The organism is Flavobacterium frigidum, from assembly GCF_048286795.2.
In genome coordinates, this window is sequence record NZ_JBLVPT020000020.1 from 22,737 (window position 1) to 45,729 (window position 22,993).

Annotated in this window: 21 protein-coding genes and 4 tRNA genes; 2 read left to right on the top strand and 23 right to left on the bottom strand. The window is 33.9% G+C overall.

Annotated elements, in window-relative coordinates:
• Positions 1-49: 49 nt before the first annotated feature.
• The 15 genes from rpoB to rpsU all read right to left on the bottom strand — a co-directional run bounded on the left by rpoB (position 50) and on the right by rpsU (position 10,410).
• A complete protein-coding gene (gene rpoB, locus ACNQGB_RS14765; protein ID WP_417946904.1) occupies positions 50-3,862 on the bottom strand; it encodes a DNA-directed RNA polymerase subunit beta in 3,813 nt (1,270 codons plus the stop codon).
• Between the two features lie 273 nt (positions 3,863-4,135).
• Entirely contained in the window at positions 4,136-4,504 is a 369-nt protein-coding gene (gene rplL, locus ACNQGB_RS14770; protein ID WP_035670434.1) for a 50S ribosomal protein L7/L12, read from the bottom strand.
• Positions 4,505-4,594: 90 nt separating this feature from the next.
• Positions 4,595-5,107, bottom strand: coding sequence for a 50S ribosomal protein L10 (rplJ, locus tag ACNQGB_RS14775; RefSeq protein WP_417946902.1), 513 nt, complete (start codon positions 5,105-5,107; stop codon positions 4,595-4,597).
• 22 nt (positions 5,108-5,129) lie between these two features.
• Positions 5,130-5,819, bottom strand: a complete 690-nt coding sequence (gene rplA, locus ACNQGB_RS14780) for a 50S ribosomal protein L1 (RefSeq protein ID WP_039111376.1) — start codon at positions 5,817-5,819, stop codon at positions 5,130-5,132.
• Between the two features lie 13 nt (positions 5,820-5,832).
• The gene (gene rplK / locus ACNQGB_RS14785) at positions 5,833-6,270 is read right to left on the bottom strand and encodes a 50S ribosomal protein L11 (RefSeq protein ID WP_035639405.1); all 438 of its coding nucleotides are present in this window, start codon (positions 6,268-6,270) and stop codon (positions 5,833-5,835) included.
• A gap of 68 nt (positions 6,271-6,338) precedes the next feature.
• Entirely contained in the window at positions 6,339-6,890 is a 552-nt protein-coding gene (nusG, locus tag ACNQGB_RS14790; protein ID WP_417946899.1) for a transcription termination/antitermination protein NusG, read from the bottom strand.
• A 10-nt stretch (positions 6,891-6,900) separates the two neighbouring features.
• Positions 6,901-7,098, bottom strand: a complete 198-nt coding sequence (gene secE / locus ACNQGB_RS14795) for a preprotein translocase subunit SecE (RefSeq protein WP_417946898.1) — start codon at positions 7,096-7,098, stop codon at positions 6,901-6,903.
• Between the two features lie 17 nt (positions 7,099-7,115).
• Positions 7,116-7,186, bottom strand: a tRNA-Trp gene (locus tag ACNQGB_RS14800).
• Between the two features lie 58 nt (positions 7,187-7,244).
• Entirely contained in the window at positions 7,245-8,432 is a 1,188-nt protein-coding gene (tuf, locus tag ACNQGB_RS14805; RefSeq protein ID WP_417946896.1) for an elongation factor Tu, read from the bottom strand.
• Between the two features lie 54 nt (positions 8,433-8,486).
• A tRNA-Thr gene (locus tag ACNQGB_RS14810) sits at positions 8,487-8,558 on the bottom strand.
• 74 nt (positions 8,559-8,632) lie between these two features.
• Positions 8,633-8,713 (bottom strand) — tRNA-Tyr (locus tag ACNQGB_RS14815).
• A gap of 32 nt (positions 8,714-8,745) precedes the next feature.
• Positions 8,746-8,819, bottom strand: a tRNA-Thr gene (locus ACNQGB_RS14820).
• A 90-nt stretch (positions 8,820-8,909) separates the two neighbouring features.
• Complete coding sequence (gene hpf / locus ACNQGB_RS14825) at positions 8,910-9,212, bottom strand: ribosome hibernation-promoting factor, HPF/YfiA family (protein ID WP_309757925.1); 303 nt, start codon at positions 9,210-9,212, stop codon at positions 8,910-8,912.
• A gap of 34 nt (positions 9,213-9,246) precedes the next feature.
• Positions 9,247-10,143: a tyrosine-type recombinase/integrase gene (locus ACNQGB_RS14830; protein WP_417946894.1), complete on the bottom strand. Its 897-nt coding sequence runs from the start codon at positions 10,141-10,143 to the stop codon at positions 9,247-9,249.
• A gap of 72 nt (positions 10,144-10,215) precedes the next feature.
• Positions 10,216-10,410 carry a 30S ribosomal protein S21 gene (gene rpsU, locus ACNQGB_RS14835; RefSeq protein ID WP_035670421.1) on the bottom strand — a complete coding sequence of 65 codons (195 nt, stop codon included), beginning with the start codon at positions 10,408-10,410 and terminating at the stop codon, positions 10,216-10,218.
• Positions 10,411-10,512: 102 nt separating this feature from the next.
• Between rpsU and ACNQGB_RS14840 the strand changes: the two genes are divergently transcribed.
• The gene (locus tag ACNQGB_RS14840) at positions 10,513-11,580 is read left to right on the top strand and encodes an endonuclease/exonuclease/phosphatase family protein (RefSeq protein WP_417946892.1); all 1,068 of its coding nucleotides are present in this window, start codon (positions 10,513-10,515) and stop codon (positions 11,578-11,580) included.
• Between the two features lie 85 nt (positions 11,581-11,665).
• Here the strand turns inward: ACNQGB_RS14840 and ACNQGB_RS14845 are convergent, their stop codons facing one another.
• A complete protein-coding gene (locus ACNQGB_RS14845) occupies positions 11,666-12,835 on the bottom strand; it encodes an acyl-CoA dehydrogenase family protein (RefSeq protein WP_417946890.1) in 1,170 nt (389 codons plus the stop codon).
• A 178-nt stretch (positions 12,836-13,013) separates the two neighbouring features.
• Entirely contained in the window at positions 13,014-13,901 is an 888-nt protein-coding gene (locus ACNQGB_RS14850; RefSeq protein ID WP_417946889.1) for a ComEA family DNA-binding protein, read from the bottom strand.
• Between the two features lie 249 nt (positions 13,902-14,150).
• Between ACNQGB_RS14850 and ACNQGB_RS14855 the strand changes: the two genes are divergently transcribed.
• Positions 14,151-15,602, top strand: a complete 1,452-nt coding sequence (locus tag ACNQGB_RS14855; protein ID WP_417946796.1) for an amino acid permease — start codon at positions 14,151-14,153, stop codon at positions 15,600-15,602.
• A gap of 74 nt (positions 15,603-15,676) precedes the next feature.
• Here ACNQGB_RS14855 and ACNQGB_RS14860 read toward each other — a convergent pair whose 3' ends face one another.
• From ACNQGB_RS14860 to ACNQGB_RS14885, 6 genes are all read right to left on the bottom strand, one after another.
• Positions 15,677-15,904, bottom strand: a complete 228-nt coding sequence (locus ACNQGB_RS14860) for a PspC domain-containing protein (RefSeq protein WP_309757950.1) — start codon at positions 15,902-15,904, stop codon at positions 15,677-15,679.
• 56 nt (positions 15,905-15,960) lie between these two features.
• Positions 15,961-17,241 carry a DUF2851 family protein gene (locus ACNQGB_RS14865; protein ID WP_417946797.1) on the bottom strand — a complete coding sequence of 427 codons (1,281 nt, stop codon included), beginning with the start codon at positions 17,239-17,241 and terminating at the stop codon, positions 15,961-15,963.
• A 119-nt stretch (positions 17,242-17,360) separates the two neighbouring features.
• Complete coding sequence (locus ACNQGB_RS14870) at positions 17,361-17,843, bottom strand: 3'-5' exonuclease (RefSeq protein WP_417946799.1); 483 nt, start codon at positions 17,841-17,843, stop codon at positions 17,361-17,363.
• 125 nt (positions 17,844-17,968) lie between these two features.
• Positions 17,969-19,330, bottom strand: a complete 1,362-nt coding sequence (locus ACNQGB_RS14875) for a pyridoxal-phosphate dependent enzyme (RefSeq protein WP_417946801.1) — start codon at positions 19,328-19,330, stop codon at positions 17,969-17,971.
• A 204-nt stretch (positions 19,331-19,534) separates the two neighbouring features.
• Complete coding sequence (locus ACNQGB_RS14880) at positions 19,535-21,493, bottom strand: putative porin (protein WP_417946802.1); 1,959 nt, start codon at positions 21,491-21,493, stop codon at positions 19,535-19,537.
• A 105-nt stretch (positions 21,494-21,598) separates the two neighbouring features.
• A complete protein-coding gene (locus ACNQGB_RS14885; protein WP_417946803.1) occupies positions 21,599-22,993 on the bottom strand; it encodes a RagB/SusD family nutrient uptake outer membrane protein in 1,395 nt (464 codons plus the stop codon).

Here is a 22,993-nt window from a genome sequence, read left to right on the forward strand (position 1 = left end):
CAAAGTAGAGACGTTACAATGAACCTCTCTACCAGTGACAAATTATTATTTATTCTTCTAAACGAATGTCTAGTCCAAGACCTTTCAATTCATGCATCAATACATTGAATGATTCTGGTAATCCTGGTTCTGGCATTGATTCACCTTTTACGATTGCTTCGTAAGTTTTTGCTCTACCAATAACATCATCAGACTTCACAGTCAAGATTTCTCTAAGAGTACTTGATGCCCCATAAGCTTCAAGTGCCCAAACCTCCATCTCTCCAAAACGTTGACCTCCAAATTGAGCTTTACCTCCAAGTGGTTGTTGTGTAATCAACGAGTATGGACCTATAGAACGTGCGTGCATTTTATCGTCAACCATGTGTCCAAGTTTCAACATGTAGATAACTCCTACTGTTGCCGCTTGATGGAAACGTTCTCCTGTACCACCATCATATAAATGTGTATGTCCAAAACGTGGTATTCCAGCTTCGTCAGTTAATTCATTGATTTGATCCAATGTTGCTCCGTCAAAAATTGGTGTAGCAAATTTTCTACCCAAGTTCATACCAGCCCAACCAAGTACCGTTTCATAAATTTGACCAATGTTCATACGTGAAGGTACCCCTAATGGGTTCAATACGATATCAACTGGAGTTCCATCTTCAAGGAAAGGCATATCTTCATGACGAACGATACGAGCAACAATACCTTTGTTACCGTGACGTCCCGCCATTTTATCCCCAACTTTCAATTTACGTTTTTTGGCAATATATACTTTCGCTAATTTCAAGATTCCTGCTGGCAATTCATCTCCAACAGTAATAGTGAATTTCTCTCTACGTAATGCACCTTGTAAATCGTTCAATTTAATTTTATAGTTATGAATTAAATCATTAACCATTTTATTAGTTGCATCATCAGCAACCCATTGACCTTTACTTAAGTGAGCAAAATCTTCAACAGCATAAAGCATTTTTTGAGTGTATTTTTTACCTTTTGGTAAAACTTCTTCACCCAAATCATTCATTACACCTTGAGATGTTTTTCCGTTTACGATCAAGAAAAGTTTTTCTACTAATTTGTCTTTTAATTCAACAAATTTAACTTCAAACTCCATTTCAAGTGCTCCTAAAGCATCTTTATCTTGCGTACGTTTACGTTTATCTTTTACTGCTCTTGCAAACAATTTTTTATCTAAAACAACACCATGTAAAGAAGGAGATGCTTTTAATGAGGCATCTTTTACATCACCTGCTTTATCCCCGAAGATTGCACGAAGCAATTTCTCTTCTGGAGTAGGATCTGATTCTCCTTTTGGAGTAATTTTTCCGATCAGAATGTCGCCAGGTTTAACCTCTGCTCCAATTCTAATCATACCATTTTCATCTAAATCTTTAGTAGCTTCTTCAGAAACGTTCGGTATATCGTTCGTTAATTCTTCGTTACCTAATTTAGTATCTCTAACTTCTAATGAATAATCATCCACGTGAATAGAAGTAAAAATATCGTCACGAACTACTTTTTCAGAAATTACAATCGCATCCTCAAAGTTGTACCCTTTCCATGGCATAAATGCAACTTTTAGGTTTCTACCTAAAGCCAATTCACCATTTTGAGTCGCATATCCTTCAGATAATACTTGTCCAGGAACCACTCTATCCCCTTTTCTTACGATAGGTTTAAGGTTGATACTTGTACCTTGATTGGTTTTTCTAAATTTAATTAGATTGTATGTTTTCTCATCTGGCTCAAAACTCACCATTCTTTCTTCTTCAGAACGATCGTATTTGATAGTGATGATATTGGCATCTACATATTCTATAACTCCATCTCCCTCAGCATTAATCAATACTCTAGAATCAGAAGCAACTTGACGCTCTAAACCAGTTCCAACAATAGGAGCTTCAGGACGAATTAATGGTACGGCCTGACGCATCATGTTAGATCCCATCAAGGCTCTATTCGCATCATCGTGTTCCAAGAAAGGAATCAAAGACGCTGATATAGAAGCAATCTGGTTTGGCGCAACATCGGTATAATCTACTCTTGTTGGTTCAATTACAGGGAAATCACCTTCTTGACGTGCAATTACGTCTTCGGCAGTAATTTTTCCAGTGGCATCCATTTGAATGTTTGCCTGAGCAATCATCATTCCTTCTTCTTCTTCTGCGCTTAAGTACACTGGAGTAGACACTAAATCTACAGTTCCATTGGTTACTTTACGGTATGGTGTTTCAATGAAACCCATTCCGTTTACTTTAGCATAAACCCCAAGAGATGAAATCAAACCAATGTTTGGTCCCTCAGGAGTTTCAATTGGACATAAACGTCCGTAATGCGTATAGTGAACGTCACGTACTTCAAATCCGGCTCTTTCTCTCGAAAGTCCACCTGGTCCTAGTGCAGATAGTCTTCTCTTGTGCGTAATCTCGGCAAGTGGATTCGTTTGATCCATAAACTGAGACAACTGGTTTGTTCCAAAGAAAGAGTTGATAACAGAAGATAATGTTTTTGCATTAATCAAATCTATTGGTGTAAACACCTCGTTATCTCTAACGTTCATTCTCTCACGAATGGTTCTAGCCATACGCGCTAAACCAACACCGAATTGTTGAGACAATTGTTCTCCAACTGTTCTAACACGACGGTTTGATAAGTGATCAATATCATCAATCTCTGCTTTAGAGTTAATCAATTCGATCAAATATTTTACAATAGTTATGATATCTTCTTTGGTCAAGACTTGCTTTTCCATAGGAGTATCTAAACCTAATTTTTTATTTATTCTATAACGACCTACCTCACCTAAGTTGTAACGTTGGTCAGAAAAGAACAATTTATCTATAATACCACGAGCCGTTTCTTCATCAGGCGGTTCAGCGTTACGTAATTGTCTATAAATATGTTCAACAGCCTCTTTTTCAGAGTTTGTTGGATCTTTTTGCAATGTATTATGAATGATAGCATAATCACCTTGATTAGCATCTTCTTTGTGTAACAAAATAGATTTAACGTTAGAATCAATGATTTCCTCAACATTATCTTTGTCGATAATTGTATCTCTATCAAGGATTATTTCGTTACGTTCGATAGAAACTACCTCACCAGTATCTTCATCAACGAAATCTTCATGCCATGTATTCAATACACGTGCAGCTAATTTTCTACCGATGTATTTTTTAAGTCCTGTTTTAGAAACTTTAATTTCCTCTGCAAGATCAAAAATCTCAAGAATATCCTTATCTCTTTCGAATCCAATAGCACGGAATAAAGTAGTAACAGGTAACTTTTTCTTTCTGTCGATATAAGCGTACATTACACTATTAATATCTGTTGAAAATTCTATCCAAGAACCTTTAAAAGGAATTACTCTGGCAGAATACAATTTTGTTCCATTTGCATGGAATGATTGACCAAAGAAAACACCCGGAGATCTGTGTAATTGAGAAACAACTACACGCTCAGCACCATTAATAACAAAGGTACCACTCGGTGTCATGTAAGGAATTGTACCAAGATAAACATCTTGAACAATAGTTTCAAAATCTTCGTGTTCTGGGTCTGTACAATATAGTTTTAACCTTGCTTTTAAAGGCACACTATAAGTAAGACCTCTTTCTATACATTCTTGAATTGTATAACGTGGTGGGTCTACAAAATAATCAAGGAATTCTAATACAAAGTTATTTCTTGTATCAGTAATTGGGAAGTTTTCCATGAAGGTGTTGTAAAGCCCTTCGTCACCTCTTTCGTCAGATTTAGTTTCTAATTGAAAAAAATCTTTAAACGATTTAACCTGAACATCTAGAAAATCTGGATAGTCAGGAATATTTTTTGTGGAGGCAAAATTCAATCTTTCAGTCTGATTTGTTAGCATCAATGGACAAAATTTTGATTAAAAAAGTAATTTTTGGTGTAAATAAAAATTTATTTACGTTTAAATTTTACAACCATTACATCTTTAAAAAATCAATTTAAGATAACTACTTTCTTATTATCTATTGATTTATTTTCTCGTAATGGATAAAATTATTGTATTAAAAGTATAAATTGTAATAATACAAGCTAGACTTTTGTTATACGAAAAATGGTTTAGGTCATTGGGTGACTAAACCCAAGACCTAAACCTTATTCTTCAAACTGAGTTTAACTATTTAAGCTCAACAACAGCTCCAGCTTCTTCTAAAGATTTTTTAAGACCTTCAGCCTCTTCTTTAGAAACACCTTCTTTTACATTACTTGGTGCGCTATCAACTACGTCTTTAGCTTCTTTCAAACCTAAACCTGTAAGTTCTTTAACTAATTTTACAACTGCTAATTTAGAAGCACCAGCTTCTTTCAATACAACTGTAAATTCTGTTTGAACCTCTTCAGCAGCAGCTTCACCACCACCTGAAACTACTACAGCTGCAGCAGCTGGTTCGATTCCGTACTCATCTTTTAATATTGTTGCTAATTCGTTAACTTCTTTTACCGTTAGGTTAACTAATTGTTCTGCGAATTGTTTCAAATCTGCCATTTTTTCTATCGTTTTAAAATGATTTGTAAAAATATAATTTATTTATTGTGCGCTTTTTAAAATAAAACTTAGACTATAAAGTCGTTTTTATTATGCTTCCACTTCTTCTGTAGCCTCTTCGCTTTTAGCGAATTGGTTTTGAAGAGCAGAAATAACTCTTTGAGCTGGTGATTGAAGCAATCCAATGATTTCGCCGATAAGCTCTTCTTTAGATTTAATAGTTGCTAATGCATCTAATTGATCGTCTCCAATATAAATTTCAGCATTTATGTAAGCTCCCTTTAATACAGGTTTAGCTGATTTTTTTCTGAAATCTTTAATTATTTTTCCAGGTGCATTTGCAACATCTGAAATAAATATAGCACTATTACCTGTCAATACAGATGGTAAATCACCATAATCATTATCAGAAGCTTCCATTGCTTTTGCAAGCAAAGTGTTTTTTACAACCTCTAATTTTATACCTGCTTTAAAACAAGCTCTTCTCAAGCTTGAAGTAGTCTCTGCATTAAGTCCTGAAATATCAGATATGTATATGATATTTGTACCAGCTAACTGTGCAGTTAATTCTTCAATCGCGATTGATTTTTCTTCTCTAGTCATACTAAAAATTATTAACTACCAATTATACTGCTTTTGGATCCAATGCAATTGCAGGACTCATAGTGCTTGTAAGGTGAATACCTTTAATATAGGTACCTTTAGCAGCAGTTGGCTTAAGTTTGATTAATGTTTGAATAATTTCGTGTGCATTGTCATAAATTTGCTCAGCTCCAAAAGAAACTTTACCAATTCCTGCATGTACGATACCAGTTTTGTCAACTTTAAAGTCAATTTTACCAGCTTTAACCTCTTGAACAGCCTTAGCAACATCCATAGTTACTGTACCTGTTTTCGGGTTTGGCATTAAACCTCTAGGTCCTAAAATACGACCTAATGGACCTAATTTACCCATAACAGCAGGCATAGTGATGATAACATCAACATCTGTCCAACCGTCTTTAATTTTTTGAAGGTAATCGTCAAGACCTACATAGTCAGCACCAGCAGCCAAAGCTTCCGCTTCTTTATCTGGAGTAACTAATGCTAATACTTTTACATCTTTACCAGTTCCATGAGGTAATGTTACTACACCTCTTACCATTTGATTCGCTTTTCTTGGATCTACACCCAATCGAACAGCGATATCAACAGACTCATCAAATTTTGCAGAAGCAATAACCTTTATCAATGCAGCTGCATCTTTTAAAGAGTATAATTTGTTCTTTTCAATTTTTGAAGCAGCCTCTTTTTGCTTTTTTGTCAATTTTGCCATGTCTTTCTCTTAATTAAAAAGGAGAATCTCCTGATACAGTTATACCCATAGATCTAGCTGTTCCAGCAATCATGCTCATAGCAGATTCGATTGTGAATGCATTTAAATCTACCATTTTATCTTCAGCAATTGCTTTGATAACATCCCAAGTAACGCTTGCTACTTTTTTACGATTTGGTTCACCAGATCCTGACTTTAGCTTTGCAGCTTCCAATAACTGGACAGCCGCTGGAGGAGTTTTTACAACAAAATCAAATGATTTGTCTTTATACACAGTAATTTGTACTGGGCATATTTTGCCGGGTTTATCCTGAGTTCTAGCATTAAACTGCTTACAGAATTCCATGATGTTTACCCCAGCAGCTCCTAAAGCAGGTCCAACCGGTGGCGACGGGTTCGCAGCACCTCCCTTAACTTGTAGTTTAACTACCTTACTAATTTCTTTAGCCATTTTTTAAAAAATTTAACATTACAATCAATGGAAGCGATTATAATGGTTATTATAGATGTAACAAAAAATTATACTTTTTCAACTTGCATAAAACTAAGCTCTAATGGTGTTTTTCTTCCGAAAATTTTAACCATTACTTCTAGTTTACGCTTTTCTTCATTGATTTTTTCAACAGTTCCATTGAAACCATTAAAAGGGCCATCAACAACCTTAATTGTTTCTCCAATATTAAAGGGAATAGAACGAGTATCTGTATTTACAGCTAACTCATCTACTTTACCCAACATTCTATTGACTTCAGACATTCTTAACGGGACAGGTTCTCCACCTTTGATTTCACCTAAAAAACCAATAACGCTTGTTATAGACTTGATAATATGAGGTATTTCACCAACAAGATTAGCTTCAATCATAACATAACCCGGAAAATAAACTTTGTCTTTGACTATTTTTTTCCCCTCTTTTACTGTAACTACTTTCTCAGTAGGAACTAAAACTTGAGATACATAATCTTCCATTCCAAGTCTTGCTATTTCAGTCTCAATATAAGCTTTTACCTTATTCTCTTGACCACTGACCGCTCTAACGACATACCACTTCTTAATATTATTATCTGCCATAACGAGGGAATTACGCTTTAATCCAGTTAAAAAATCCAGCCAAAGCTTTCGCAAAAATTTCATCTACTCCCCAAGTTGCCAAAGCGAATAAAACTGAAAAAACAGCAACAACAATCGTAAGACGTTGCACCTCAGACCAAGCAGGCCAAGTTACATTTGACTTTAATTCCTCAAATGCTTCTGATATGTAATTAACAACTTTTGTCATTATGATTTATTTTTTTGCACGGGCGGAGGGATTCGAACCCCCATCAACGGTTTTGGAGACCGCTATTCTACCCTTGAACTACGCCCGTAGAATAATAAGTAGTGTCATCGTTAAACGACACTACTTTTTTGAATATATTTAATGGATTAACCTACTATCTCAGTAACTTGTCCAGCACCTACAGTTCTACCACCTTCACGGATAGCGAAACGTAAACCAACGCTCATTGCGATTGGGCTTAACAAAGATACATTGATCGTTAAGTTGTCTCCTGGCATTACCATCTCTACACCTTCTGGTAAAGTAATAACTCCTGTTACGTCAGTTGTACGTACGTAGAACTGTGGACGGTAGTTATTATGGAAAGGAGTATGACGTCCACCTTCTTCTTTTTTCAAGATATAAACCTCAGCTTTGAAAGTAGCGTGTGGTTTTACTGAACCTGGCTTAATGATAACCATTCCTCTTTTGATAGATTCTTTATCAACACCTCTTAACAATAAACCTACGTTATCTCCAGCTTCACCTCTATCAAGGATTTTACGGAACATCTCAACTCCTGTAATTGTAGAAGTTAATTTTTCAGCTCCCATACCAATGATTTCAACAGCATCACCTGTATTAGCAATACCAGTTTCGATACGACCTGTAGCTACAGTTCCACGACCAGTAATAGTAAATACATCCTCAACTGGCATCAAAAATGGTTTTGCAGTATCACGAATTGGCTCTTCAATCCATGAATCACAGGCAGCCATTAATTCAATGATTTTTGGAGTCCAAACTGGATCATTGTTTAATCCACCAAGAGCTGACCCTTGAATAACTGGACAATTATCTCCATCATATTCATAAAAAGACAATAAGTCTCTAATTTCCATTTCAACAAGTTCTAATAATTCCTCGTCATCAACCATATCCACTTTGTTCATGAATACAACCATTCTAGGAATACCAACCTGACGACCTAAAAGAATGTGCTCACGTGTTTGTGGCATTGGACCATCAGTTGCAGCTACTACAAGAATAGCACCATCCATTTGCGCAGCTCCAGTAACCATGTTCTTTACGTAATCCGCGTGACCTGGACAGTCAACGTGAGCGTAATGACGATTAGCAGTTTCGTACTCAACGTGAGATGTATTAATTGTAATACCTCTTTCTTTTTCTTCAGGAGCATTATCAATTTGATCAAATGATTTTGCTTGACAGTAACCAGCATCAGATAACACTTTAGTTATTGCTGCAGTTAATGTAGTTTTTCCGTGATCTACGTGCCCAATTGTACCAATGTTTAAGTGGGGCTTGTTACGGTTAAAGGTTTCTTTTGCCATTTTACTTAATTTTTAATCTAGTTTATATATTTATTTCAATTTCCTACTTAATTGAGCCAACTACGGGAATTGAACCCGTGACCTCTTCCTTACCAAGGAAGCACTCTACCTCTGAGCTAAGTCGGCAGAACCTCTTATCAAAGAGTTTAAATCACAGTTTTGGATTTTTCAATTCAATTACCACAATTTAATTTTCCTAGTGGGGAGAGCAGGATTCGAACCTGCGAAGTTTACACAGCAGATTTACAGTCTGCCCTCGTTGGCCGCTTGAGTATCTCCCCTACTTTTTCTATTACTAACCTTTACATTTTTGAGCCGGCGGAGGGACTCGAACCCACGACCTGCTGATTACAAATCAGCTGCTCTAGCCAACTGAGCTACGCTGGCAAATCAATAAAAAAAGTCCGCTATTTCTAACGGACTGCAAATGTAGAGATTTTATCTCTCATTCAAAACATTTTTTAAAAAAAAATAATTTTAAATGTGTGAACTTATTTTTTCTTTTCTTTTTATTAACATTCTCTCTAAGGATTCCGCCGAGAGCTCAACAGCTTCTTCAAAAGTTTTACATTGTTTTTTAACTAAAAAATCATCGCCAGGAACATTGATTTTTACTTCGGCAATTTTGTTTTCCTTATCACTTGTTTTTTCAACCTTCAAAAAAACATCTGCTGATACCACTTTATCATAGTACTTTTCCAACTTGTCCATTCTATCCTGAACAAAATCTACCAGTTTTTTGTCAACAGTAAAGTTAACCGCATGAACACTTACCTTCATAATTTTTTTTTTAATAGTTAAACATTTCTCCAAATTACTTTCGCATTCTAGGATGCGCTCCTTCGTATACACTTTTAAGCTCTGATAAACTATTGTGCGTGTATATTTGCGTTGACGCTAAACTAGAATGACCTAATAACTCTTTGAGTGAATTTAAATCTGCTCCATTATTTAACAAATGCGTTGCAAAAGTATGCCTCAAGATATGGGGACTCTTTTTTACTTTTTCAGAGACTCCACTAAAGTAAGAATTTATTAATCGATACACAAAGGATTCATTTAATTTTAACCCTTTTTTTGTTAGAAATAAATAATCACAATCAACAATGGAAATCAAGCGGTCTCGCTCTTCTAGGAACAGAAAAAACTGCTCTTTTATAATAGGTAAAATGGGTAAAATACGTTCCTTATTGCGCTTTCCCAATACTTTTATAGTACCACCAGCCAGATCTAAATTGACTATTTTCAAACCTATCAACTCTGCCCGACGCATCCCAGTAGTATAAAACAAATCTATGATAAGCTTATTTCGAATACCCTCAAAACCTGTAGTGTTATTCATTACATCTAAAACATCTACAACTTCTTTTTCTGAAAAGGGAATCTGAAGGATTTTTTGCGACTTTAAAGCTTTGTGTTTGAGTAGCGGACTTGCCTCTAACTGCTTGATTTTTAATAAAAACCTATAAAATGCTTTCAAGGAAGCCATTTTTCTATTGACGGAAGTATTGGACAAACCAGCATTAACAAGAAATACAATCCAAGTCCTTATTTGATTGTAATTGGCCTGATCTATATTTTTTTGGTCAAAATGTATTGTATTGTAGGATTCGAAAGAAGAAATGTCATTGCAATACGCTATTATGGTATGTGGAGAATATTTTTTCTCCAATTGCAGGTAATTCCGAAATGCATCTATATTTGTAGTCATAAAAAAAACCGTTAGCATCAAAGTTATAAAACTTCTGATGACTAACGGTATTTTATTTTGAATAGATATTGACTAACTCTCTAAGTTATCTCTCATATTTTGGATATAAGCCGCTTTTTGAATTTTGATTCTATTCGTTACTGAAGGTTTAATAAAAGCTGTACGCGCTCTTAATTGACGAACAGTTCCTGTTTTATCAAATTTTCTTTTGTAACGTTTTAACGCTCTATCGATATTTTCTCCGTCTTTAATTGGTATAATTAACATAATATAGACACCCCCTTTCTTTAGTTTGCAAAAGTAGGATAATAAAGTGAACTAACAAGTATTTGCATAATTTTATTTAATTTTACCAACAAAATAAAGTTTATGTGGTTTATCATAATTTCTACTCTATTACTTATTGCAAGTTTTTTACCCTATATGCCACTTACACATTGGTTCTATAGATTTTTTGAGTTTGGAAAAATTCAAATACTTATTTTACAGATTACGGCTTTAGTCTTTAGCTTTATCTTAATAAATGAATCAGATGTTTGGATACCGATTCTTCAATTTTTGACTTTATTAAGTATTATAAGTCATCTTGCAGCCCTTTACAAGTATACTTCTTTTCACAAGTCAGTACAAAGAGAACCTTGTGATGTTTCTTCAGAAATAATCACAGTACTTTCAGCCAACGTATTTCAAGAAAATTTAGAATACGCAAAATTTACAGCTTTAGTTCACAAATACAATCCAGATATTGTTTTAACCATGGAATCTGATGAAAATTGGGAAAAAGCACTCTCAGTTTTGGATCAAAAATACAAATACAATATCAAAGTAGCCTTAGATAACACCTACGGGATGCATTTATATTCTAAATTAAAAATAACAAAACACAGTGTTCATTATTTTGTGGCGGATGACCTGCCCAGTATTGAGGCAAAAATAACAACAGCTGACAATTTTAAATTCACTTTTTTTGCCGTTCATCCGCCACCACCAAGTCCTACTGAAGAAGAAAATTCTAAAGAGCGTGATGGAGAACTTTTGAGTATTGCAAAAAAAATAAAACAAAACTCCGATACCTGTATCGTAGTTGGAGATTTCAATAATGTAGCTTGGGCAAAATCCTCTATACTTTTTAGAAAAACCAGCGAGACTATCGACGGAAGAATTGGTCGAGGATTCATTTCAAGTTTTCATACCAAATATTGGTTTTTAAGATTTCCAATTGATTTAATGTTTCACACACCAGATGTGTTTATTGATGAATTAAGAAGTTTAGAATATTTCGGATCTGATCATTTTCCGATATATGCAAAGTTTTTCATCAACAAAAATACTTCAAAACAAGAGCATCTAAAAGAAAAGCTTGAAGAGGGAGAACATGAGATTGTTCAAGAAATAATAGCAGACGGAATAAATGAAAAAAGCGATAATCGAAATTGATTATCGCTTTTTTTAAGCTTGTCTATAAAATAATTCACTAAAAAGTCGCGAAATATTTCATGCTTGTTACCCTGTATTTGAGATGTTATTTAACTGCTGGCTCGTAATTTTGTTGATCAATGATCATTTTTCCTAATATCTCTTTGAGGATTTCTGATGTTCCACCACCAATAGGCCCTAAACGGCTGTCTCTCGACAAACGCGCTAGAGGATATTCTTCCATGTAACCATAACCTCCTAGCATTTGTAAACAACTGTATATAGTTTCATCAGAAACTTTGGTAGATTTTAATTTAGCCATTGTAGCCTCCTTAACTACGTACTCGCCTTTGTCTAATCTTGCCACGGCCGCATAATTAAACACTTTGCAATGTTCTACTTCTGTGGCATGCTCGACCATAGTATGTCTCAATGCCTGAAACTTGCTGATTTTTTTTCCAAAAGCCTCTCGTTGCGACATGTATTCGATAGTATAATCAATTGCGTACTCTGCTCTAGCATGAGCATTAATAGCCATGATCAAACGCTCTAAAGCAAAATGCTGCATAATATAAGGAAACCCTTTACCCGCTTCACCCATCAAATTTTCTACTGGAATTTCTACATCATCAAATGCTAACTCTGCAGTATCTGAAGCTCTCCAACCTAATTTATCCAATTTGTTAGCAGTAATACCTTTCAAGTTGCTATCCATCAAAAAGATGCTAATTCCCTTATTCCCAAGTTCAGGACTTGTTTTTGCAGCCACAATGTAGTAATCTGCATACACCCCATTTGTAATAAAAGTTTTTGAGCCATTTATTACGTACTTATCGCCCTTTAACACCGCATTAGTTCGCATACCCGCTACGTCACTACCACCAAAAGGCTCTGATATACACAAAGCACCTATTTTTTCACCAGCAATACTTGGCGCTAAATAATCTTGTTTAATTCGTTCATCGCCTTCGGCGTTCAAATGGGTCATTGCTAAATATGAATGTGCCCACATCGCAGCTGCAAAACCAGATGATTTAATTTTTTGAAGTTCTTCAAGAAAAATAACGGTGTAAAACAAGTCTAAGTTTAATCCTCCGTATGCCTCAGGATAAGCAATACCAAAATAGCCCATTTCACCAAATTTCTTCCAAATAAAGCGTTCAATAGTGCCAGTTTTTTCCCATTTCTCAATATGTGGCACAACTTCTTTTTGTAAAAAATCTTTTAAACTTTCTCTAAATGATTGGTGTTCTTCTGTAAAATAAATTGAATTCATATAACTAATACTTTTTTTTTAACAAATTGAATGCGTTGAAACAAAACAAATTGATTTATGTTTAGAGGTTAGATTTTTGATCGCTAGATAATAAAATGATAATTTAAAAAATAGATGGTAATAATACAGTCATTTTTTAAAAAAATCAAATGAATTTAAAGCCGCAAGTTACCGAATTTTAATTAAAGTCCAAATATAACCCGATTAAATTTGCTTTATCAACAGGAAATCCCTTGATTTTTGTTAAATCCTCAATATTGTTGATTTTTCCTTTCATACTTCTATAAGTAACTATTTGTTTTGCCAAAGCGTATCTAAAATAATAAAACTGAGTAAGCTCTTTTAAAGATGCGTTATTAATATCTATTTTCTTAAAGTCAGGAAGTACAGAAACTTTAAAATGGGTATTCAAATTTTCTATTACTTCTGGAGATAATCTCCACACATCATTCATTTGCTCCATGGAAACAAATCCTCCCAAAAGTTCTTTTTGTTTTAAAATCCGAAGAGAAATAGCATCGCCAATTCCATAGATTTTTACTAAATCCTCTTTCGTAGCCTTATTTATATCAATTAGAACAATATTTTCCTTTTTGGCGAAAGCCGGATTTGAATACTTTTTATACTGTCTTGGCGCATTTTTTTGGTTTACCCAATCTGGAAATTTGAAATAAGGAGCCATGACATTTAATAAAGAATCTGACACCTTTGTCACATTTTGAAATTCTTTTGCTGAATTCACATACTTATTTTCTTTTCGAAACGCAAAAAGCCGATCAATCTCTGATATTGACATTCCTAACTTATACCCTTTATAATCGGTTATAAAATTAGGGTTAAAGAGATACATCTTATTAGTTTCCCCATTTGCATCTTTTTTTAAAGCATCAACCTGAGATTGAAGGGAAAGCCATTTCTGTTTCTCAGGATTATCTTTTGGCTCAGAATAAAAGGGTGCAAAAAAATAAATAATTTGCAACACAATAATAATTCCGAACAATATAAAAATACCGCTTCGCTGTTCGCGAGTAAAATTAAAATAAGACTGAATAACTTTTGAACTCATTGGTTACGTTTGCGAGCTTAATACATAATAATTATAAAAGTAAAGAATAAATATGAAATGTCTAAATGCTCACAACAAAACATTTTTAATATGAGCTTAATCAAATATATTTTATTTACGTAAACACTGATAAATTGATAAAAATAAGTTGTTCACACATTTTTTAGTACTTAAACTTAAATAATAATTTTTATTTTTTACAAAAAAGAATACATTTGAAGCTTAATAACAAACAAAACCATATAACCCATGTCAATTTGGAAAACTAAACCACTGTCGGTATTGCTAAATGAAGCATCAGAATCTGAAAAAGGATTAAAAAGGACTTTGTCTTCTCGTTCATTAGTAGCACTTGGAGTTGGAGCAATTATTGGAGCAGGATTATTCTCGTTAACGGGTATTGCTGCTGCTGAACATGCTGGTCCAGCAGTTACACTTTCATTTATTTTAGCCGCTGTAGGATGTGCTTTTGCAGGACTTTGCTATGCTGAGTTTGCTTCCATGATACCTGTAGCAGGAAGCGCTTACACATACTCATATGCAACAATGGGAGAATTTATGGCTTGGATTATAGGCTGGGATTTAGTACTTGAATATGCACTAGGAGCTGCTACAGTTGGTGTAAGTTGGTCTCGTTATTTACTTGAATTATTAAATAAGTATGGGATTCATCTCCCCCATAATTTAATATGTTCGCCCTGGGAAACATTAAAATTAAGCGATGGAACTATTATAGAGGGTGGTATGATTAATCTTCCAGCAATTTTTATTGTTTCAATGCTATCTTTATTATTGATAAGAGGAACCAAAGAATCTGCATCTATAAATAACTTTTTAGTTGTTGTTAAAGTAGTTGTAGTGATCATGTTTATCGTTTTAGGGTGGAGTTTTATTGACACAGCAAATTACACGCCATATATACCTGAAAACACAGGAGTTTTTGGAGAATTTGGATGGTCAGGAATTGCCGCAGGAGCCGGAACTGTATTTTTTGCATTCATTGGTTTTGATGCTGTTTCTACAGCTGCTCAAGAAGCAAAAAATCCACAAAAAGGAATGCCAATTGGTATTTTAGGGTCATTAATAATTTGCACCATACTTTATGTCTTGTTTGCACACGTAATGACTGGACTTGTACCTTACGGTGAATTTGCCGGAGATGCTAAACCAGCAGCTACAGCATTTGCCAAAACTGGATATACCTTTTTACAAACTGGTTTAATTGTTGCTATTTTAGCAGGATATACCTCTGTAATGTTGGTTATGTTAATGGGACAAAGTCGTGTTTTCTACACGATGAGTAAAGATGGTTTATTACCTTCATTCTTTAGTGACATTCATTCAAAATTTAGAACTCCATGGAAAACGAATCTTTTCTTCATGGTATTTGTAAGCCTTTTTGCAGGTTTTGTACCCGTAAGTGATTTAGGTCACATGGTAAGTATTGGAACGTTATTAGCGTTTGTATTAGTATGTATCGGAGTTTTGGTAATGCGTAAAAAAATGCCCGATGCACCAAGATCATTCAAAACACCATTAGTTCCTTATGTTCCAATTGCAGGTATTTTAATTTGTTTAGCTTTAATGTATTCATTACCAAATGAGAGTTGGGCAAGACTTGTTATCTGGATGGCATTAGGAGTTGCTATTTATTTCATCTATGGAAAGAAAAATAGCAAGTTGAACAATCCTGACAAATAAATTCATATCAAAATAAAAAAGGGATTATAAAGTATTTCAAGTACTTTATAATCCCTTTTTCAATTTAAAAATTTTTATAAGTCGAAAACTGAGGTACGCTTGGCACGTATTAGGTCTTTTAAACGCATCCAAAAAGCAAGCGTTAAATAAACTGCAAACCATAATCCTGCGGTAACGAATGATAAATAAATAAAAAATAATCGGACGCTACTGGCTCTCATACCTAAAGTATCAGCCAAACGCGAGGAAACATGAAAACCGTGTTTTTCAAAAAAAAACTTGAGTTTTATAATTGCAGACATCTTAAAGAATTATTATTTAGGTACAAAAATACAAAATTATCCAGTTGATGCCTTTACTAAACCACTACTTGTTTTTTAAGCAGCTCTATTCCTATACGGCATTCTAAACATTTACTTTTATTACAATATTCATTTTTGAGTTGAATCAATGATTGCGAATCAAACGCGCTTTTTGAACCAATTCCGAAAGAATTAAACTTATCAATAATTGCATTTTTTTCTGGTGATATTTCCTTTAAGAGTTGAATTAAATTCTCCGAAATTTCTTTTCCCTGACTTTTTGCATAAGCGAATTGTAACGGAATTATCGTGTTTATAACAATTAAATCGACAAAGGATTTAGAAAGTGATTTCTTTTTCTTTGGACTTTCTTTATCAAATTGATAATGATTCAGCCAATACTCAGAAACTGATATCTGAAACAAATCATAGATACTTTTTAAAGAATTTAGCGTGCTGATTTTCGAGAATAAATTCTGCTGATTATGATATAAATTGGCCAACTGAGACAGTCGAATCGTTGGAAAATTATCGGGACGATGCTTAAAAAATTGAACTGGCTCACTACAACTTTTTTCTAGTTGATATTTATGCAATAAATAGAAATGCCTGAATTTTAAATCTTTAAAATAATTATCTTCCTTTTCAGAATCCAATAATCCTGCAGTTCCAAAAACTAAAGCTTCCAGATTTTCGACCTCAAAACTTTCTTTTCTAACAATTGAAAAAGGAATATTTTGCGCTATTTCTAAAAAGATTTCACCATTCGTATTTAGTCCAAAATTCTTCGCCAAAAGACAAAACAATACTGCTTCCCAATCGTGATTGGTTTGTTCTAATAAATCAAATATCGGTTTTGATTTTCTTTCCAAACGTTCAAAAAATAAACGTTCCTGCCAATTTTTGAATGCAAATTCATCAATTTCTTGAATTTGCTTCTCACAGAAAATCCACGATTTAGGGGAAATTAAAGATTGATAATTGGATATTGTTGCAGCATCTACATATTTTTTAAGTTCTAAAACAGGAATCTCGGTATTGTTTTTTCTAAAAATTTCCGAGTCGTGTTCCCATACTACATGAAGAATTACGTTTTCGTAGGCTTCATCTCTTTCGTGATGATGCACATACCAATCTGAAGATTTAAGATGAATTTCGACATTTCCAGCCCATTTTTGATTCCCAATGGTTATTTGGGCATTGAAAAAATCAGGACCTGCAAGTTCTAAATATTGACCAACATTGATTATTGTGATTTCCTCTCCATTGAAGGTTTTCAAATTTAAGACATCAAACTTCTTAAATTTCCACAGATAATGAAGGAAATCTTCTTTCATATTAAACATATTAGATTGAAGACTAATGTAGTAAAAAAAGAAATAGCAAAATATCTAAATTAAAAATTTAAGAAATTTCACTAAAAAAAGAGAATGATAATTGAAAAATATAGACGTTTTTATCTCAACAAATATAACTTGGCACAAGCTCGAGCATCAGATAATGCTTCGTGATGATTTAAGGCGATATTCATTTCTCGGCAGCAATCACTTAATTTGGTTGGCTTTAACCCTTTGGCTTTATAAATTTTCACGGTACATTCCCAACGGGATGCAATATTCAAATCAGCATAATCAAAACCATAAAGCGCCATTGATTTAGCAAGTACATTTCTATCAAAACTCTCATTATGAGCCACAACCACTCTATTTTTCAGGCGTTTTTGAATTTCAGGAAATACTTGTGCAAATGATTTTGCATTCACCGTATCTCGAGGATATATTCCATGAACTTGAATTGTAAAAGGAGAATATAAATTATTTGGTGGCTTAATTAAACTAACAAACTCATCTGTAATTATCCCGTTTTCTACGGTAACAATACCAACGGAACATGGATGGAATGCAGTTGCAGTTTCAAAATCTATTGCAGTGAAGGTCATATTTTAGAATTTCGATAAACGAGTAAAGCTGTACGCAGAAGAAAATATATTCTTCAAATTAAAAGCCACAAACCAAATAAACGGATCCAGACTATGGAAGTGTACTTGATTTGTGGCAAAAAAAATTATTTTATCGACCCAATAATATCATATTTAGTTATTATATGGTGCTTTCCATTTTCTAATTCCACCAAAACAGCCTCGTTTTCTTTAGTGAATAATTTAGACACTTCTTCAATAGTTGTCCCGTGTTTTACGATTGGAAACGGTTTACCCATTACTTCTTTAATCGGTTTATCGGCTACATCTTTATCAGCAACGTAACTTTGAAACAAATCACTTTCATCCACAGAACCCACAAAACCATTAATATCAATAACAGGAATTTGAGAGATTTTGTATTTACGCATTCTTTCTATTGCATGCGAAACTAACTCTTCCGTACGAACCACGATTAATGGTTTATCGATATGATCTTTTATAACATCCTCCGCTTTTGTAATTTCTTCTTCTAGAAAACCACGTTCGCGCATCCAATCATCGTTGAACATTTTACCTACGTAACGACTGCCTGAATCATGAAACAAAACAACCACAACATCTTCAGGTTTAAAATGATCCTTAAGTTGCAACAACCCTTTAATTGCTGCTCCAGCTGAATTTCCTACAAAAATACCTTCTTCAAGTGCAATTTTACGAGTATAAACCGCAGCATCTTTATCAGTTACTTTTGTAAAACCATCAATTAAAGAGAAATCAACGTTTTTTGGAAGAATATCTTCTCCAATTCCTTCTGTTATATAGGAATAAATTTCATTCTCGTCAAAAATACCAGTTTCGTGGTATTTTTTAAATACAGAACCATAGGTGTCAATTCCCCAAATTTTGATGTTTGGATTTCTCTCCTTTAAGTATTTGGCAACACCAGAAATTGTACCTCCAGTTCCAACTCCCACAACAAAATGAGTGATCTTACCTTCCGTTTGTTCCCAAATTTCAGGACCCGTTTGCTCGTAGTGCGCTATAGCATTAGAAGGATTATCGTATTGGTTTACATACCAAGAATTTGGAGTTTCATCGGCTAATCTTTTTGAAACTGAGTAGTAAGATCTTGGATCAGTAGGTTCTACATCCGTAGGACAAACCACTACTTTTGCGCCAACGGCACGAAGAATATCCATTTTCTCCTTAGATTGTTTATCCGAAATTACGCAGATTAACTTATATCCCTTAATTATGGCAACTAATGCCAATCCCATTCCAGTATTACCTGACGTTCCCTCAATTATTGTTCCTCCTGGTTGTAAACGACCATCTGCTTCGGCATCCTCGATCATTTTTACTGCCATTCTATCCTTAACGGAATTACCTGGATTGAAAGTCTCAACTTTAGCAAGTACCAAGGCATTGACTTCAGCAGTTACTTTATTCAATTTTACTAATGGCGTATTTCCAATGGTGCCTAATATATTTTCTGCGTAGCGCATTTTATTATGAATTTAAGATTTTGATTTGTTGTAAATAATGTTGCAAAGATAGCATTTTGTTACAAAATATTCTTTCTTGCAGGATTTTGCGTTCGTGATAAAAGCGGCATCCTTTGCTTGCTTTCTTTAAGCAAGGAAAGATAGAGCGGATAGCACGGTACAACGCGCTAAAAAAAACTTTAAAATTTAAAATCTGAAAAGTTTTTAGTTAAAAAAGTTCCAAATTAATCCAAAACGAATTGTGAAATCTCTCGATGGATTATTGGGTGATGCATAGAAATTATTCCCTGTGAATGAAGAGTTAAAATGCTCCGCTTTAAAATAAATTCGGGTTCTTTGAACCTTTGCATTTATAAAAAAATCAAAATTAGGATGATTCCCAATTTTCTTATCATTTTGCACAAAAAACTCTCCAATTACTGGATTGTATTCATTTGCGTAATACTTTGAGAAATAGTTTAATACAATTCCTGTTTGTAAATACAATGCATTTTTAAACAAGTAATTAGAATAATAAAACGAATTTCGAGATACAATTTCAGGTACATTTAAAACTGCATTCTGCTGAATTACTTTTTGATACAATACGCTGTTGTCTAAAGCAAATTTTCCGAAAATAAATTCTCTACTAATTTTAGCAGAAAAGTAATTGATCGTTCCATCGTATTGAGAAGGAGCTACAATTTGAGTTTTAGCTAGAGCTTGTGCATCACTAGAAACATCATTGAAATACAAATGATCCTTTAAAATTGAATAGTGTACCTGCGCATTTAGCCAGGGAGTAATTGCATTTGCGCTTAATGAATTTATCTTTTCATTCTTGAATTCATTTGACCAATTGTATTGCACGTAGCTACTTTGATATAAATTATAGTTACTGTTGGGCAATTTATTCACATTTTGATACCTAAACGTAAATTGAATATCATCATTAAAATCATACCCTAATTTTGCATCAAGATTAGACAATGATTGGGCGGTGACTGATCTCGAATATAAAAAACTACCGTTCCAGTTCTTTTTTTGAAGCTCATACCGGCCTCCAACACTATTAATATTTTGACTGAACGCACTTGGAATAACATTCTGATTATCGAAAATTAAAATTTGGTTATAGTAATAATTAGACCTAAAATCATCTGCAAAAAATTGAAACCTACCTAAAGTAAAATTCTCATAAACGAGACCAACTTTATTATACATTTTGTTGTAACGAGTTTGATCGTTGATATCACTATTTTTAAAGGACTCACCAAATCTGAATACAATTGTACTACCTACCGAAGAAGGTACAGTAGCCTGATTGTACTCAAAAAATTTATTTTCATAATTAAATTGATGTGTGAGATACAAGTTGTTGCTTCCTTTTTTTGAATTTATTCTAAAATTATGATCTAGAAAAATTATTTTACCTTTCAAAAAAGACTTTGCATCAGTAAAATAAACTTCAAATCGTTGCCTATTGTCAAAATTAGGATTTTCACTTTCAAAATCATTTGTTGTAGTTATACCGCCATTTTCTTCATTTAAGATATCTTGAAACGTATAATGTGCTTTTGCGAAATAGCGTTTGTTTTTAGTATTGTAACTGGTCGTAAACCTAAAATTACCCGTACTTGATAATTGATTGAGGTATTCACCTTCAGATCGCAAACCTTTGTACGCAATTGAAAAATTAAAATTTTCAGCCGTGTTTAAAGTAATAAACGCATCTACAGATTGTCCTTTACTGATCGTTGTTTTAAAATATAATTCTGTAACTGGAGTGGCAACAGAATAATACCTAATTTGATTGGCTTCTAAAAAATTAAAATGCTTGGCTTTAAATCCAAATTCAGGATACGGATTAAACTCATTCAAACTGTATTGCAGTGTATTGTAGGTTTGTCCATCATTGGCAAACGGCAGTAAACCAAAAATATCTTTACGCAAATAATTGTGACTGTACTCTTTTTGAATAGTTAGAGAAGTATCAATATATGTTGTATCGTTTTCTACAGAAATTACTTTGTAAAGATCGATAGATGCGACTTTTTTATTTTTAAGTGTATCAACAACTCTAATTGATTTCCGTTGCTGTACACTAGTTTCATTATTTACTTGAGCAAAAAATAAAAAAGGGCATATTACTATAATATAAAAAAATAAAAGTCGCTGTTGCATGGAGGAGAGTATAAATTAAAACCTGTCATGCTACAAATGTAGATTATAAAAAAGAAGAAAAAAAAAAAAGGCTTCCTAATTAAAGGAAGCCTTAAAAGAATATTACTAATACCCACTATTTTGCGCTAGATTGGGATTATTATCCCTTTCTCTTTGAGGAATAGGAAATACAACTTTATCAGATGTTGGCGTAGATACAGCAGCACTAGGCATTCCAGCTGATCTTAAAGGAAGATTGTTTCTTAATAAATCCATTCTTCTTAAACCTTCAAAACAAAGCTCTTTTCTTCTTTCTACCAAAATATCATTTATCGAAGATATCGAAACCAACGGAGCTAAACCAGCCCTAACTCTTGTGCGATTTACATCAGACACTGGAGTTGCACCTATAGCAGAACCTGCTCTAAAATTTGCCTCAGCTCTAATTAAATACATTTCTGAAACACGTAGAACGTTGGGATCATCTTGATTACTTGTTCCATTAGGATATTTAGTTGTAAAAACAGAAGTTCTATTTTTAGCATCTACACCTGATCTTGTTAGGGTACTATAACGTAAATCCCCTGGTTCAGCAGCAAAAGCAGCTATTAAATTAGTTGAGAAAGGAGTATCACCTCTACCTCCAAAAGCTGTAGGGCTGTATAATTTTGAGAATGACTCTCCAGCACCAGCATCTCCTGCAACATTTTGCACTTGAAAAATATGTTCAGTACTTGGATTGTTGTAAAAAGTATAATTAGCAGCAAGTGATATACCCGCTGTACCAATTACAGTATTAGCAGCAGCAGCAGCTTCCGGGAAGCGCTCTTGGTACAAATACAATCTAGCCAACAGCGCATTAGCCGCAGCCACACTGGCTCTAGATTTTGCAGTGTTGGTAATTGAAGTTTTTGCAAACAATAAGTCATCTTCAATAGAAGCATACACTTCTTTCAACGTATTTCTTACTGGTCTTTGAACAACACCATTATACGGTTCAAGAACTAAAGGAATAGATAAACTATTACCTGTAGGATCTTGCTTCAACTGCTTTCCAAACAATTGCGAGAGTTTGAAGTGCATTAGCGCTCTTACAAATCTTGCTTGACCAATAAAATCATTTTTTTCCGCGTCAGTAAAAGTTGAACCTGGAACGGAAGGCACATTTTTTATAATCATATTAGCTTGATTAAGCGTAAAATAATGAGCGTTCCATACATTTAAAATAGAAGTGTTATCCGACAAGGTATTAAATGTGTAAATCTCATCAAACGTAGGGAATGACCCTACAAATTCTACATTATCTGCTTGCCATTCAGACATAGTATCTGGAATACCTGACAATGTATTTGAACTCTGTAAAGTACTGTACATACCCGTTACAGCATTACCTGTTAGTGCTTCTGTAGAAAAAATGACAGATGGCAGAAGTGAATCCTCAGGAACTAATTCTAAGGAATTATCACAACTTGCTACTGCAAACACAGACAAAACTAAGAGGATGTTTTTTATATTTTTCAT